The sequence below is a fragment of the Brachybacterium sp. SYSU DS0246 genome, assembly GCF_059391765.1.
The window spans coordinates 20,710-35,043 of the sequence record NZ_JBZXYT010000026.1; the positions used below are offsets into that span (position 1 = coordinate 20,710).

At 71.3% G+C, this 14,334-nt stretch carries 16 protein-coding genes; 10 read left to right on the plus strand and 6 right to left on the minus strand.

The features are described from left to right. Positions 1-79: 79 nt before the first annotated feature. Positions 80-274 carry a DUF3073 domain-containing protein gene (locus AC5020_RS12920; protein ID WP_377016350.1) on the minus strand — a complete coding sequence of 65 codons (195 nt, stop codon included), beginning with the start codon at positions 272-274 and terminating at the stop codon, positions 80-82. 372 nt (positions 275-646) lie between these two features. Between AC5020_RS12920 and AC5020_RS12925 the strand changes: the two genes are divergently transcribed. From AC5020_RS12925 to AC5020_RS12935, 3 genes are read left to right on the plus strand one after another with little or no spacing between them, the layout of a single operon-like run. Beyond that, on the plus strand, positions 647-865 hold the full coding sequence (locus AC5020_RS12925) for a BldC family transcriptional regulator (protein WP_377016352.1): 219 nt from the start codon (positions 647-649) through the stop codon (positions 863-865). Next, positions 862-1,917, plus strand: coding sequence for an alpha/beta hydrolase (locus AC5020_RS12930; protein ID WP_464988600.1), 1,056 nt, complete (start codon positions 862-864; stop codon positions 1,915-1,917). The genes AC5020_RS12925 and AC5020_RS12930 overlap by 4 nt, the downstream gene beginning before the upstream one ends. Then, positions 1,898-2,383: a hypothetical protein gene (locus AC5020_RS12935; protein ID WP_377016356.1), complete on the plus strand. Its 486-nt coding sequence runs from the start codon at positions 1,898-1,900 to the stop codon at positions 2,381-2,383. Before AC5020_RS12930 ends, AC5020_RS12935 begins: the two co-directional genes overlap by 20 nt. A gap of 72 nt (positions 2,384-2,455) precedes the next feature. On the opposite strand, the gene AC5020_RS12940 is transcribed toward AC5020_RS12935, so the two are convergent. After that, positions 2,456-3,622: a lysylphosphatidylglycerol synthase transmembrane domain-containing protein gene (locus AC5020_RS12940; protein WP_464988601.1), complete on the minus strand. Its 1,167-nt coding sequence runs from the start codon at positions 3,620-3,622 to the stop codon at positions 2,456-2,458. Between the two features lie 60 nt (positions 3,623-3,682). On the opposite strand from AC5020_RS12940, the gene AC5020_RS12945 reads away from it, so the two are divergent. Next, complete coding sequence (locus tag AC5020_RS12945; RefSeq protein ID WP_377016360.1) at positions 3,683-4,018, plus strand: hypothetical protein; 336 nt, start codon at positions 3,683-3,685, stop codon at positions 4,016-4,018. A 224-nt stretch (positions 4,019-4,242) separates the two neighbouring features. Continuing rightward, on the plus strand, positions 4,243-7,125 hold the full coding sequence (locus tag AC5020_RS12950; RefSeq protein WP_464988602.1) for a UvrD-helicase domain-containing protein: 2,883 nt from the start codon (positions 4,243-4,245) through the stop codon (positions 7,123-7,125). A 9-nt stretch (positions 7,126-7,134) separates the two neighbouring features. On the opposite strand, the gene AC5020_RS12955 is transcribed toward AC5020_RS12950, so the two are convergent. Continuing rightward, on the minus strand, positions 7,135-7,686 hold the full coding sequence (locus AC5020_RS12955; RefSeq protein ID WP_464988603.1) for a hypothetical protein: 552 nt from the start codon (positions 7,684-7,686) through the stop codon (positions 7,135-7,137). Between the two features lie 29 nt (positions 7,687-7,715). On the opposite strand from AC5020_RS12955, the gene AC5020_RS12960 reads away from it, so the two are divergent. Beyond that, positions 7,716-8,309: a TetR/AcrR family transcriptional regulator gene (locus AC5020_RS12960; RefSeq protein WP_464988604.1), complete on the plus strand. Its 594-nt coding sequence runs from the start codon at positions 7,716-7,718 to the stop codon at positions 8,307-8,309. A 249-nt stretch (positions 8,310-8,558) separates the two neighbouring features. Here AC5020_RS12960 and AC5020_RS12965 read toward each other — a convergent pair whose 3' ends face one another. The 3 genes from AC5020_RS12965 to AC5020_RS12975 are packed head-to-tail and all read right to left on the minus strand — an operon-like array spanning position 8,559 to position 10,029. Continuing rightward, on the minus strand, positions 8,559-9,101 hold the full coding sequence (locus tag AC5020_RS12965; RefSeq protein ID WP_377020249.1) for a GNAT family N-acetyltransferase: 543 nt from the start codon (positions 9,099-9,101) through the stop codon (positions 8,559-8,561). Then, positions 9,098-9,739, minus strand: coding sequence for a hypothetical protein (locus AC5020_RS12970; RefSeq protein WP_464988605.1), 642 nt, complete (start codon positions 9,737-9,739; stop codon positions 9,098-9,100). The genes AC5020_RS12965 and AC5020_RS12970 overlap by 4 nt, the downstream gene beginning before the upstream one ends. A 14-nt stretch (positions 9,740-9,753) precedes the next feature. Next, positions 9,754-10,029: a hypothetical protein gene (locus AC5020_RS12975; RefSeq protein WP_377020251.1), complete on the minus strand. Its 276-nt coding sequence runs from the start codon at positions 10,027-10,029 to the stop codon at positions 9,754-9,756. 199 nt (positions 10,030-10,228) lie between these two features. Here AC5020_RS12975 and sucC point away from each other — a divergent pair, with 199 nt between their 5' ends. From sucC to AC5020_RS12995, 4 genes are all read left to right on the plus strand, one after another. Continuing rightward, positions 10,229-11,398, plus strand: a complete 1,170-nt coding sequence (sucC, locus tag AC5020_RS12980) for an ADP-forming succinate--CoA ligase subunit beta (RefSeq protein WP_377793328.1) — start codon at positions 10,229-10,231, stop codon at positions 11,396-11,398. 12 nt (positions 11,399-11,410) lie between these two features. Next, the gene (sucD, locus tag AC5020_RS12985) at positions 11,411-12,301 is read left to right on the plus strand and encodes a succinate--CoA ligase subunit alpha (RefSeq protein WP_377020253.1); all 891 of its coding nucleotides are present in this window, start codon (positions 11,411-11,413) and stop codon (positions 12,299-12,301) included. 212 nt (positions 12,302-12,513) lie between these two features. After that, on the plus strand, positions 12,514-13,233 hold the full coding sequence (locus tag AC5020_RS12990) for a metal-dependent transcriptional regulator (protein ID WP_377803392.1): 720 nt from the start codon (positions 12,514-12,516) through the stop codon (positions 13,231-13,233). Between the two features lie 188 nt (positions 13,234-13,421). After that, positions 13,422-14,318 carry an NlpC/P60 family protein gene (locus AC5020_RS12995; RefSeq protein WP_377020255.1) on the plus strand — a complete coding sequence of 299 codons (897 nt, stop codon included), beginning with the start codon at positions 13,422-13,424 and terminating at the stop codon, positions 14,316-14,318. The last annotated feature ends 16 nt before the right edge of the window (positions 14,319-14,334 follow it).

Here is a 14,334-nt window from a genome sequence, read left to right on the forward strand (position 1 = left end):
TGAGGAAAATGGCCGGATACGACTCGAGGGCCGACCCGGTGGGTCGACCCTCGATCGTCGTCACGGTGGTGGCCAGTCCTCAGCGACGGCGTGCGGACTGCGCATCCTCATCGGCCCAGTCGTCACTGCCCTCGGCCAGGTCGTCGCCGTCAGCGCCCTCGCTCCGCTCGGACTGCAGCTCTCGCTGCAGCGCGGTGAGGTCCGTGGGCGGGCTGTAGTACTTGAGGTCCCGTGCCACCTTGGTGTGCTTGGCTTTCTGTCGGCCGCGACCCATGGAACTGACCCCCTGTGCGTCGGCTGCCGGGCCTCGTGTCAGCCCGGAAGATGGCATTGATTCGGAATCCAAGAGTACATGCATGCCCTCGCATCCCGCGAACCCCGCACCGGGAGACGTGCCCAACATCCCTTCTCCGGCCCCGTGCGCGGGGACGCGGCACAGGGCCCGTGGAGGCCGGAGCATCCACGATCTTTGGCCGGAACCGGGGCAAATGTTTGCCCGACACCGTAAGTCTGACGTCTAGGCTGACTGACCCGAGTGCCCGGCCGTAGACCGTGGCTCGTCCAGCCGGCCCCGGGGTCCTGGGCGTGCCCGAACGGTGGCCGACGCCTCCTGTTACGAAGTCCCGCTGGAAAGGTCGCACGCCCGATGAACGGATCCACGGATCTCTCGCCTGAGAGCGAAGACCCGACGGCAGAACTGTTGACGCCGGCTCAGGTCGCCAAGATGTTCCACGTCGATCCCAAGACCGTCACCCGCTGGGCACAGTCCGGCAAACTGACCTACATGCGCACCCTCGGCGGACACCGCCGGTACCGACGGGACGAGGTCCTCGAGCTGCTGCGGGCGAGCACCGGAGCCCTATGAGCGCTGACCCGGTGCTGGGAGAGGGATATACGGCCCGGCGGATCGAGCTGGGAAATGACTCCGAGGGCCCGGTCATCGCCACCCTGATCCATCGTGAGCCGGGCACCGGCGATGCTGAGCCGCCCACGGGCCGCCAGGTGGCTCCGGTGCTGGTCCTGCACGGCTGGTCCGACTACGTCTTCGACCGGGGCCTGCTCGAGCACCTCGGTGGCCTCGGCCACGACGTCTGGGGACTGGACCTGCGCAAGCACGGCCGCAGCCTGCTGGACGGGCAGACTCCCACGGCGATCGATCACCTCAGCCGCTACGACGAGGAGATCGGGGCAGCGCTGCGCATCATCGGCCGTGATCGGCCGCCCGTCCTGCTGGCCCACTCCACCGGCGGCCTCATCGCCGCCCTGTGGGCCCAGCGCCACCCCGGCACCCTCCGCGCGCTCGCGCTGAACTCCCCATGGCTCGAGAGTCACCTGGGCTCGGCGCCCCGCCTGCTGCTGGCGCCCGTCGTGCAGGCCGCCGCGCAGCGGCTCCAGAACAAGCCCATCCTGCCGCCGGGCACCTCCCACTTCGCACGCACCGTCCACACCCGGTACGGCGGACCGTTCGACTACGACCTCGCCCTCAAACCCGAGCGCGGGCACCGTTTCCCCGCCTCCACGCTGGCCGCCGTGCTGGACGGGCAGGCCCGGCTGGCAGCGGCGGGACCCCTCGCGATCCCCGTCCTGGTCCTGCACGCGGCCCGCTCCGCGATCGGTGTGCGCTTCCGCGAGGACATGCGCCGGGCGGACACGGTGCTCGACGTCCGCTCGATCGCCGCAGCAGCCCGACGGCTCGGACCCGACGTCCGCATCGAGGCGATCGACGGGGCCCGCCACGACGTCTTCCTCTCCGAGGATGACGTCCGCGCACGAGCCCTCGAGGTCTTGGACGACTGGCTGGAGACTGTGGCCGGCCGACCGCCTACGATGAAGGCACCCGACGGTGCCGACCCCCGCAGCAGCCCGGGCACCGGGAGCGGCGGGAAGGAGAAGCCCGATGAGCTCGGACCCGCGTGAGCTCCGCGCGCAGGCCGGCGCGCTGCGACGTGCCGCAGACCGGCTCACCCTCGTCCGGCTGCGACTGGCCAACACGATCGGTGACGTCGCCCGATCCGGGAGCGAACCCACCCGCCGGCTCGGCGAAGATCTGCATGAGCGCTGGACCAGCGAGGTGTACCCGGAGCTGGGCCGGATCGTGAGCGGTCTGCGCAGCAGCGCCACCCAGCTCGACGAGGTCGCCACTGTGCACGAGCGTTCCAGCGGGCGGAGACTGGGCGGCTACGCAGGGGCGGGCTTCCTGGGCCGCGGGGAGGAAGCGCACCGGCACGTCGGCGACGTCGCGCACTTCGTCGGCACCCAGCACGGTGCGAGCATCGGCGGCTACCCGCTGGCTCCGTCCGCACCACGTCCGTTCCTGCCGGACGTCTCGCACTCCTTGGGCACCCAGACCCCGGACTTCGACGAGGACGACGACCGGGAGTGAGGGACGCGAGAAGAAGGTGAGAGCGGGCGGAGGCCTCAGCCCAGCGCTTGCGGCTCTCAGCGCTTGCGGCGCTCAGCGCCTGCGGGCCGGAGCCCGCGTCATGGCCATCGCCGCCGCGACCCCGCCCGCCAGGCATGGCACCACGAACGTCGCCACCGCCAGGAGCAGCATGGCGGTCGCCGCCGCATCGCCGGCCGTCCCGAGCGCGACCAGTGCCGCCGCCCCCACGGTCTCGGCGATCCCGGTCCCGCCCGGGGTGAGCGGAACCAGCGCCAGCACGCGTCCCAGGGCGAAGATCGCGAGCGTCACCAGCAGCGGGACCTCGATGCCGAGCGTCCGGATCGCTACCAGCAGCGCCAGCCACTGCACCGCCCGGGCGAGGACCGTCGGCCCGATCAGGCCCGCGGCGCGCGTGCGCAGCAGGGCCACGAGCGCATCGCGCTGGCGCAGGATCGCTTCCGGGTCGGCCACCGGGAGCACCTGGGATATCTGCGCGACCACGGAGGCCAGGACGCTGCGGCGCATGAGCAGGGCGGCCAGGCCCAGCGTGACCAGCCCGCCCGCGACAGCAGCGAGTGCGGCCCACAGCCCACCGGGCAGGTCCGGGGCCTCCGGGCCGACCAGGGGCGTGAGGGCATAGGCCACCAGGCCGAGCAGCGGGATCCCCGCCGACGTCAGGGCCATGTCGACCAGCGACGCCGCGATCACGCCGGTGATGATCGCCTGCATGCCCAGGCCGGAACGCCGCATCAGGTAGCCCAGCAGGACGGTGCCGATCATCGACCCGCCCGGCACGGCCATCCCCACCGCCTGGGAGGCGGCATGGCCCTGCACGGCGTCGCGGTAGCGAGAACCACGGAAGGCGGTGCGCACCGTGGCGGACTCCAGAGCCAGGGCCACCGCCCCGAGCACCACCATCAGCGGCACCGACCAGATGGGCATCTCGGCGAAACGTCGCCCGATCTGCGCCCAGCCGGCCCCGGTCACCAGCGGCAGGCCCCAGCCCAGCAGTGCCAGGACCAGCAGCAGCGATGCGAACGCCGCAGCGATCCGCCGGCCACCCAGGCGCGGCGGGTGCTCGAGATCCAGATCTCCGGAGAGCCAGGCGGCCGGGCCGCCGGTCGTCTCGGGACCCCCGGTGACCTCGGGGTCGCCGGCGCGCCCCCGGCCCGGGGCGGCCCCATCGCCGGGATCACCGGGGGACGGTTCACCGCGAGGGGTGGAGCCAGGGGTGATCATGCGGTGATTCTCGCATGTGGCCTGGAGGAACCGGTGAGGAAGCCGACGTATCGTGGCACCATGTCCGTCCTGATCTCTCTGCTCGTCGTCCTCCACATGATCTGCTGGGCCGTGGCCCTGGGGACCTGGGTCGCCGCCGCCCGCACCCGCGTCCCCAATCCCGGCATGTCCCATGCCGCCGCCGGGGCGCTCGTGCTCGGTCTGGTGCTGATGGTCCTGGTCCCGCTCACCGGCGACGCGAACTCCATGAAGCTCGGCATCAAGTTCCTGGTCGCGGCAGTGGCGACGGCGTTCGCCTACGTGGCCGCCAATCGCCGCGAGCAGACCCCGTCGGTGATCTGGTTCGGCATCCCCACCGCGATCATCGCCAACATCGTCATCGCCGTCTTCGTCTGAGACTCGGTCGGTCCGGGCCGGCTGGTCCCGGCCGGCTGGTCCCAGCCGGCTGGTCCCGGCCGGTTGGTCCCGGTCCGTCCGGTACTCGGCCTCTGTCGTCACTGCTCGTCGGCCCTGCCACGGTCTCGGGCCCCGGCGTCGGATCGGCGCGCAGCGTGCCGTCGTCCACACCAGGGCCGCGCCACGTGCTGACCGTCGGCCCCCGCGCCTATCCTGGTGTTCCCATGAGTTCACTTTTCGACGACCTCTCCCTGCCCGACTCCTTCCGCCGTCTGGACGGTGTGCGGGTGGCGCCGGCGAGCCCGGATCCCGCGGCCGCCGGTGAGCGCGCAGGGACAGCAGGCGAGCGCACAGGGGCCGGCGACGCCGGCGCGCCGGCGGTTAGCGGCATCGACGGCGCACCGGCAGCGGATCCCGTCCCGGACTCGCGAGGGCTCGCGGAGGTAGCGCTGGATGCGCCCCCTCTGGAGGAGCCGCCGCCGGAGGAGCCCCCGTTCGATGAGCCGCCCCACGACGAGGAACCACCTCAGGCCGCCGTGCCGCAGCCTCCGGCCCATCACGACCAGGCTCCCCACCCCGCGGACCGTGACAGCCTCGACCACATCCGTCGCGGCGCTCCGTGGGGCGGCCCGGACGCCACGCTCCTGGGTGAGCTCACCGATGACCTCAACCCCGCCCAGCGCGAGGCCGTCGAGCACCGGGGCAGCCCGCTGCTGATCGTCGCCGGTGCGGGCTCCGGCAAGACCCGCGTCCTCACCCGGCGCATCGCCCACCTGCTGCGCACCGGCGAGGCGATGCCGGGGGAGATCCTCGCCATCACCTTCACCAACAAGGCCGCCGCCGAGATGCGCGAACGCGTCGGCGAGCTCGTCGGCCCCGCGGCCCGCAGCATGTGGGTCTCCACGTTCCACAGCGCCTGCGTGCGGATCCTGCGCCGCGACGCCCAGGCCGCCGGCCTGAAGAGCTCGTTCACCATCTACGACAGCGCCGACTCCCTGCGGCTGATCACGACGATCGCCAAGGATCTGGAGCTGGACACCAAGAAGCATGCGCCGCGCATGCTGGCCTCGCGCATCTCCTCGCTGAAGAACGACCTCACCGACCCGATCGACTTCGCCGACCAGGCCGAGACCGCGAAGAACCCCTTCGAGAAGACGCTGGCGCGGATCTACACGAACTACACCGAGCGGCTGCGCCAGGCCAACGCCGTCGACTTCGACGACCTCATCGGTCTGACGGTGACGATGCTGCGGGAGAACCCGGCGATCCGCGAGGGGTACCGGCGTCGCTTCCGGCACCTGCTGGTCGATGAGTACCAGGACACCAACACCGCCCAGTACGCCCTGGTGCGGGAACTCGTGGGGGAGGATCCCCGAGCGGATCTCACCGTGGTCGGCGACTCCGACCAGTCCATCTACGCGTTCCGGGGCGCCACGATCCGCAACATCGTCGAGTTCGAGCAGGACTTCCCCTCGGCGCGCACCATCGTGCTCGAGCAGAACTACCGCTCCACCCAGCGCATCCTCTCGGCGGCGAACGCGCTGATCGAGGGCAATGAGGGCCGGCGCAAGAAGAACCTGTGGACCGACCAGGGCGACGGTGACCAGATCACTCTGTACGTCGCTGACGACGAGCAGGCCGAGGCCCGGTACATAGGGCGCCAGATCGATGCGCTGGTCGACGGTGGCCGCTCCGCCGGGGACATCGCGATCTTCTACCGCGCCAACGCGCAGTCCCGCGCGCTGGAGGACCAGCTGATCCGCGTGGGCCTGCCCTACCGCGTCATCGGCGGCACCCGCTTCTACGAGCGCCGCGAGATCAAGGACGCTGTCGCCTACCTGCAGGTCCTGGCCAACCCGGCCGACGAGATCAACCTCCGTCGCATCCTCAACGTGCCCAAGCGCGGCATCGGTGACCGCGCCGAGGCCACGATCGCGATGCTCGCCGAGCGCGAACGGATCAGTTTCGGCGAAGCGCTGCGCCGCGCCGACGAGGCCCCCGGGATCGCGACGCGCTCGTTGAACGCGGTACGCAGCTTCGTCGCGATGCTCGAGGACCTCCAGGAGATGGCTCGGCGCGGGGACGGCCCGGCCGAGCTGATCGAAGCGATCCTGCAGCGCTCGGGGTACTACGCCGAGCTGCAGGGCAGCGAGGATCCGCAGGACGAATCCCGGCTCGAGAACCTCGCGGAGCTGATCAGCGTCGCCGCCGAGTTCGAGGCGCAGACGGAAGCGGCCGATGCCGCCGCCAGCGAGTTCGAGGAGGACGAGGCGGACGAGACTGAGGGGACCGCCGCACCCGAGGGCGCCGCCTCGGACCACGCCGTCCCGGATGTCGCCGGCCAGGACGTCACCGGAGCGGATGTCGCTCCGGACGCGGCGCTGGCGGCCCCCGAGGATCCGGACGCCTCGCTCGTGGATCGCTTCCTGGAGAAGGTGTCCCTGGTCGCCGACGCCGACCAGATCCCCGGCGCCGAGGACCAGTTCGTCACCCTCATGACCCTCCACACCGCCAAGGGACTGGAGTTCCCGGTCGTCTTCCTCACCGGCATGGAGGACGGCACGTTCCCCCACAACCGCACCCTCGGCGACCCCCAGGAGCTGGAGGAGGAGCGGCGCCTGGCCTACGTGGGCATCACCCGTGCCCGCGAGAAGCTCTACCTCACCCGCGCCCAGATGCGCGCCATGTGGGGCCAGACCCAGTTCATGCCCGCCAGCCGATTCCTCGATGAGATCCCCGAGGAGGTGCTCGACGTCGCCCGCGCCGGTTCCACCCTCAGCGGGGCCGGCTTCGGCCAGGGCTCGTCCGGGGGCTATGGGGCGGGCGGCTACGGCGGCGGCCAGCGAGGTCCCTCGTTCAGCGGCGGCCTCGGCGGCGGCCGGCGGGACGTCAGTCGCCCCAGCCTCGGATCCGGACGTGCGCCCACCCCTGCCTCGGCGATGCCGCAGCTCGCGGCCGGGGACCGCGTCACCCATGACTCCTTCGGGATGGGGACGGTCACCGAGGTCGCCGGTCAGGGCGAGAAAACCCAGGTCGAGGTGCAGTTCAAGCCGCCGAACGGGAAGAAGCGCCTGCTGCTGCGCTACGCCCCGATCACCAAGCTCTGAGTCGCGTCCTCAGGATCGACGTCTCATTCCGTACCCGACAAGCGCGAGCGTGATGGCGACCGGCCACAGCATGAACGGCACGTAGCAGACGGCCAGCATGGCGCGCTCCGCGCCGTCCATGCCCCGATCCGGCGTCCACGCCTCGGTGGCGCCGGTCCAGCTGCCGACGAACGATGCCAGCAGCAACCCGAAGATGGCGTACATGGCCACGTTCCCGGCGCCTCCGATCGCGAGCGGCACCGCGCGGGGGATGGCACGCCCGCCCAGGCCGGGAACCCGCCGGGGGAGCCGTTCGCCCCAGGGCATGATCAGCCCCAGGCACAGCCCGCCGACGACGAGCTCGACGGCGTTCATGCCCAGCACGTACATCGTGGGCCCGGGCTGACCGCGGAACAGCTCCGCATCGGCGAAGCCGACGTCGACGCCGGCCAGCATGGCGAGCCGCCAGAGGACGGAGGGCAGCGGCAGCAGCAGGCACGCCCAACCTGCCGCGCGTGCCCAGCGGGGAGGGGGCCTGCCGGTGGCCCCCACCTTTAATAGAGAGCGGATTCCAGAACGCATGATCTGAAACCTAGCTAGGATCCCGTCCCATGGCAAGACCCGCCCGCTTTACCGAGGACGACGTGCTCGACGGGGCCGCCCGTGCCCTGCTCGACGTCGGCCCCACGGTGACAATCGCCGACGTCGCCCGAGAGATCCAGGGGCCCAGCGGATCGATCTATCACCGCTTCGCCTCGCGCGAGGAGCTGCTGGGCCGCCTGTGGATCCGCTCCATCCGGCGCTTCCATGTCGGCCTGCTCGAGGCCGCCGCGCGCCCGGACCCGCGAGAGGCCGTGCTCGCCTCCGCCCGGCACATCCCCGCCTTCTGCCGACGCCATCCCGCGGACGCTCGCGCGATGCTCCTGTTCAGTACCCGGCGCCTGCTCGAGACCGGACCGGCGTCGCTGCACGGGGAGGTCGCCCACCTCAACGACGACGTGGACCAGGCGCTCGAGCGGTTGGCAGAGCGGTTGTACCCGGAGCCGACCCCGCAGCGCCGCGAGCTCCTGATGGTCGCCACCCGGCTCGCGCCCTACGGGATCACGCGCCCCTTCATCGCCCGCGAGATGCCCGACTGGCTCGAGGACGCCGTCGAGGCGGCGGCGACGTCGATCGCCGACCTCGGTGGTGCCCTTCACCGATAGTGCTGGTCCGGCCCGGGCCGCATGGCCGGGACCAGGGCCGCTCGGCCGGGGCCGGGACCACAGAACCAGGGCCGGGACCGGGACCGCAGGACCAGGGCCGGGACCGGGACCGCAGGACCAGGGCCGGGACCGGGACCGCAGGACCGGGGGTGCACGTCTATGACCGGGGCCCGTGGCCGGGACGGTGTGGCAAAAAGGTGTAGGTGAGCGGCACCAGACCCCTCTCAGAGGAGGGCGAGTGCCGCTCAGCTACAGGTTCGTGCCGGAGGCCGGGGGTGAGGCAGGAGGATCCAGCGGGCGGGTGAGGATCGCAGTGGTGGATCGAATCGTGCCCGCCGACACGGAGTGCTCCTCGCCGGTCGGTCGGTAGCCCAACCGCTCCCAGAACCCCTGTGCCGCGTCGGCGTTCGTCCCGACGATCCCGGCGCGGAGCTGCGCGATGTCACCGCGGGCACGCAGCTGGGCGATCACGCTGTCGTGCAGCAGGCGCCCCAGACCGCTGCCCTGAGCGGCATCGTCGACCAGCAGCAGGCCGATGTGGGCGGTCTCCGGGGACGGCCACCCGTGGATGACGTCGCACAGTCCGCGCAGCGCCCCGGAGTCGTCGCGCAGGCCGAAGACGGTCTTTGCGGACGCCTCCGTGCCCGGCGGGCGGTCGGTGAGGACGCCGTGGCCGTCGTCGGCGGCGACCGAGCGTCCCCGGGTTCGCAGCGTGTAGCCGGGGGAGCGGCCCAGAAGCGCCTGGACGTCCTCGGCGTCGTCGGCCGTCAGCGGCAAGATCGTGAAGGTCATGCCGGGCCGGGCCCGTGGTCCTCGGCCGGGTCGTCAGGGGCGGCCGGGGTCCTGCGCCGGGCCAGCAACCCGGTCGCGAAGCTGATCGCGACGATGACCAGCACCACGATCAGCACCGTCGTGAAGGGGATCTGGATGCCGGCGGCTGCGAGCACGATCCAGAAGACGAACAGGGACAGGCCGATCAGCAGGGCGTCACGCAGGGCGCGCATGAACCGCGGGACGATCTGTGCCGAGTGCACGCGCCGCTCGGCGACCGTGTAGTACGCCGCTGCGTCCTTGCGCAGACGACTCGTGTCGACCGCCGGGCGCTCGCGCGCGGTAGTCGCAGCCGGCCGGGAGGACGCGGAGCGGCGAGGTTCCTCCCGGGCTCCGCCGGTGTCCTCGTGCCGGCGGGGCTCCCGGTCCCGATCGGAGGCATCGCGACGGCGAGGTTCCTCCCGAGCCCCCTCCCGCTCGCGGTCGGCGCGCCGGCGGGGCTCCTCGTCCTCCGACCGGCCCTCATCGATCGCCTTGCCGGCGGCGCGGACATAGCCGCTCGCGCGGGACGAGGCGCGCCGGGCGGCGTCACCGGCGGCGGGCGCCTGCTTGCGGGCCGTGTTGCGTGCGGCCTTCGCGTAGGTTCTCCAGTCGGCCATGGCGTCTCCTCGCCTCAGCGGTCCTCACGCGGACGGTCGTCCTCGCGCCACCGGATGTCGCCGCCCCCGCGCTGCTCGACATGGGGGCGAGGGGAGCGGGCGCGGCGGTCGTTGTAGTAGGACAGCCCGACGTTCAGGGCGAGCGTGATCGCCACGGACAGGGCGAAGCCCGCGAACGTGGAACGGACGCCCACCAGGCGCAGCACGATGAACAGTACGCCGATCGCGACCACGCTGAAGCCGAGGTGCTCGCGGATGCGTTGGGCGAGACTGCGGTTTCGTCGGCTCATCTCCGCATCGTATCCGGGGCAGCTGAACGGCAGGGGGCGGGGGAGGCGGTTTCCCGGCCCCGGGTGAGACACCGCGCACACGGGTGGTGGCCGTACGAGCCGGTGCGGCGGAAGCGATACCCTGGCCGTATTCCCAGGGGTGGCACCGAGGCCGAGTGAGGCCTGCCGCCCACTGCCGATATCGAGAGGAATGCACCCCGTGGACCTGTATGAATACCAGGCCCGCGATCTCTTCGAGAAGCACGGTGTGCCCGTGCTCGGAGGAGTCGTCGCGGAGGACCCCGCCACTGCCAAGGCTGCTGCCGAGCAGCTCGGCACCCCGGTCGTCGTCGTCAAGGCGCAGGTGAAGACCGGTGGCCGAGGCAAGGCCGGCGGCGTCAAGATCGCCAAGTCCCCCGAGGAGGCGGAGCAGAAGGCCTCCGAGATCCTCGGCATGGACATCAAGGGCCACACCGTGCATCGCGTGATGATCGCCGCCGGCGCGGAGATCGCCGAGGAGTACTACTTCTCGCTGCTGCTGGACCGGGCGAACCGCAACTACCTCGCCATGTGCTCCGTCGAGGGCGGCGTCGAGATCGAGCAGCTCGCCGTCGAGCGCCCCGAGGCCCTCGCTCGCGTGGCTGTCGACCCCAATGTCGGCATCGACGAGGCCAAGGCCGCCGAGATCGTCCAGGCCGCGAACTTCGACGAGGAGACCGCCCACAAGGTGGCCCCCGTGCTGCAGAAGCTGTGGGACGTCTACCGCGAGGAGGACGCCTCGCTGGTCGAGGTCAACCCCCTGGTCAAGACGGGCGACGGCAGCATCATCGCCCTCGACGGCAAGGTGACCCTCGACGAGAACGCCGCGTTCCGCCACGAGGACCACGCCGAACTGGTCGACGCCAGCTCCGAGGACCCGCTGGAGACCAAGGCCAAGGCGCTGGACCTCAACTACGTCAAGCTCGACGGCGAGGTCGGCATCATCGGAAACGGTGCGGGCCTGGTCATGTCCACCCTCGACGTCGTCGCCTACGCCGGTGAGCAGCACGGCGTCAAGCCCGCCAACTTCCTGGACATCGGCGGCGGCGCCTCCGCCGAGGTGATGGCCAACGGCCTGGACGTGATCCTCGGTGACGAGCAGGTCTCCGCCGTGTTCGTCAACGTCTTCGGCGGCATCACCGCCTGCGACGCGGTCGCCAACGGCATCGTCGGCGCCCTGCAGAAGCTCGGCGACGCCGCCACCAAGCAGCTGGTGGTCCGGCTCGACGGCAACAACGTCGAGGAGGGCCGCAAGATCCTCGCCGACTTCGCCCACCCCCTCGTCACCCAGGCCGACACCATGGACGGCGGCGCCGCGAAGGTCGCCGAGCTCGCCGCCGCAGGAAAGTGAGCAGCACTCGACATGTCTATCTTTCTCGATGAGAACAGCAAGGTCATCGTCCAGGGCATGACGGGCTCGGAGGGCATGAAGCACTCCCAGCGCATGCTCGACTCCGGCACGACCATCGTCGGCGGCACCAACCCGCGCAAGGCGGGCCAGACGGTCTCCTTCGAGGGCGGCCACGAGGTCCCCGTCTTCGGCACCGTCGCGGACGCCATGGAGGCCACCGGCGCCAACGTCTCGGTGGTCTTCGTGCCCCCGAAGTTCGCCAAGGCCGCCGCGATCGAGGCCATCGACGCCGGCATCGAGCTCCTGGTGATCATCACCGAGGGCATCCCGGTCAAGGATTCCGCGGAGTTCTTCAACTATGCCCAGGCCAAGGGCGGCACCCGGATCATCGGGCCGAACTGCCCCGGCGTGATCAGCCCCGGCAAGTCCAACGCGGGCATCACCCCGGCCAACATCACCGGTCCGGGCAAGCTCGGCCTGGTCTCCAAGTCCGGCACCCTGACCTACCAGATGATGTACGAGCTGGCCGACCTCGGCTTCACCACATGCATCGGCATCGGCGGTGACCCGGTCATCGGCACCACCCACATCGACGCCCTGGAGGCGTTCGAGGCCGACCCGGACACCGTCGGCGTGGTCATGATCGGCGAGATCGGCGGAGACGCCGAGGAACGCGCCGCGGCGTACATCAAGGACAACATGACCAAGCCCGTCGTCGGCTACGTCGCGGGCTTCACCGCCCCCGAGGGCAAGACGATGGGCCACGCCGGTGCCATCGTCTCCGGCTCCGCGGGCACCGCGCAGGCGAAGAAGGAGGCCCTCGAGGCCGCCGGGGTCAAGGTCGGCAAGACGCCGACCGAGACCGCAGATCTGATGCGCGAGATCGTCTCCGGGCTCTCCTGAGCGCGGAGCTGCCCCCACCGGGCACCTGAGATCCTCGTCGGGGCCCGTCCTCGACCACCCGTGGCACGCCCCGGACCCGCGCGGTCCGGGGCGTGCCGCTGTGTGCGGTGGCTGTGCGCGGCGGGCGCTGCGGACGGCCATCCCGCCTGACGGACTAAGCTTGTCGCAGCTACCGCGCGCCCGCCGAGCGCGCCTACCAAGGGAGGGGCCTCGTGACCGGAGATCTCATCGACACCACCGAGATGTACCTGAAGACGGTGTTCGAGCTCCACGAGGCCGGTGTCGCCCCGATGCGTGCCCGGATCGCCGAGCGACTGGGCCACTCGGGCCCGACGGTCTCCCAGACCGTCGCCCGCATGGAGCGCGACGGTCTGCTCCATCTCGACGATCAGCGCCGCATCCGCCTGACCGAGCAGGGCACCGAGGTCGCCGTCGACGTGATGCGCAAGCACCGGCTGGCCGAGCGCCACCTGCTGGACGTGATCGGGCTGGACTACGCCCACGTCCACGAGGAGGCGTGCCGCTGGGAGCACGTGATGAGCCTCGAGGTCGAGCGGCGGCTCGCCGAGAAGCTGGAGCCGCCGTTCACCGATCCGTACGGCAACCCGATCCCGGGCCTCGCCGCCCTCGGCATCGCGGAGACCCACGCCACCACGGAGGGTAAAACCCCCGCCAATCCGCCTCTGGAGCTGCTCGAGGCCATCGCCGACGGTGGCACTGCGACGATACGGCTGGACCGGATCGGCGAACGCGTCCAGAGCGACGTGGAACTTCTCGGTGAACTCGCAGGTCAGGGCATCTTTCCCGGGGTCGAGATGCGCGCGGAGAGGGTTGCCGGGACGGTGGTTCTGCGAGGCCCGGCCGGCGGGGAGGTCGCTGTGCCCGAGATCGTCGCGACCCAGCTCCACGTGACCCCTCTTCTGGCCGGGTAAAGCCTCCGTCAAGCTCTTCCCCAGAAGCTTTCAGTTCGGCTCTCAGGGGCGCCTGTGACCCCTAGGGTCGAACACGTTCCGAGGCGGCCGAGCCTCGACATTCCCCCCGGACGAGCCCATCGCGCACCGGGTGCGGAGTACGAGAGCTGCAGAGCGCGAGGGCCGATGCCCGGGGCTGGGAGCGAAACGTGTCGAAGACTGCGAACAACACTCACCGCCGCGCGATGCGCACGGTGACCCCTGCTGTCCGCGCCGGACGCGCCGCCGCCGGAACGGTGATGGCCGCCGGCCTGCTGCTGGGCGGTGCCGCCGCCGCGACCGCCGAGCCGCAGAACGACGCTCCGCAGGCCCCGCAGGCTGAGGGTGCCGCTCCCGCGGTCCTGCCCCCTGTGACCGCTCCCGCCGTCGGCATCCCCGCAGCCGAGTCCGCCGAGGGCGACGACGAGGCCGAGAGCGCCACCGCCGACATCGCGGACATCACCGTCGAGCTTCCCGAGCCCGAGCCGGAACCTGAGCCCGAGCCCGTCGACGAGGAGTCCGACGAGGACGCCCAGAGCGACGAGGCCCAGCAGGATTCCGAGGACGAGGGCGACCAGCAGCGCGAGAGCCGCGAGGACGAGGACGCCTCCCGGTCGAACGAGCGCTCCAGCCGCGAGGACTCCGAGGACGAGCGCTCCGAGTCCGAGGACGATGAGTCGCAGGAGTCCTCCGAGTCCTCCGAGGAGAAGTCGGCACCGGCCCCGTCGGCCGCGAAGGGCAGCTCCGTGCTGGCCACCGCCCGCTCCGGCATCGGGACGCCGTACGTGTACGGCGGTGCCTCGCCGTCCGGCTGGGACTGCTCCGGCTTCGTCCAGTGGGTCTACGCCCAGCACGGCGTCAGCCTCCCGCACAGCGCCGGTGGCCAGGCCTCGGCGGGCACCGTGATCCCCAAGTCCCAGGCCAAGCCGGGCGACCTGGTCTACAAGCCGGGCCACATCGGCATCTACGCCGGAGGCAACACCTTCGTCGACGCCGGCAACAAGCGCGTCGACACCTCCGAGCGCAACATCTACTCCGGCAGCTGGACCTACATCCGCATCGGTTGATCCGTCCCGCATCGAG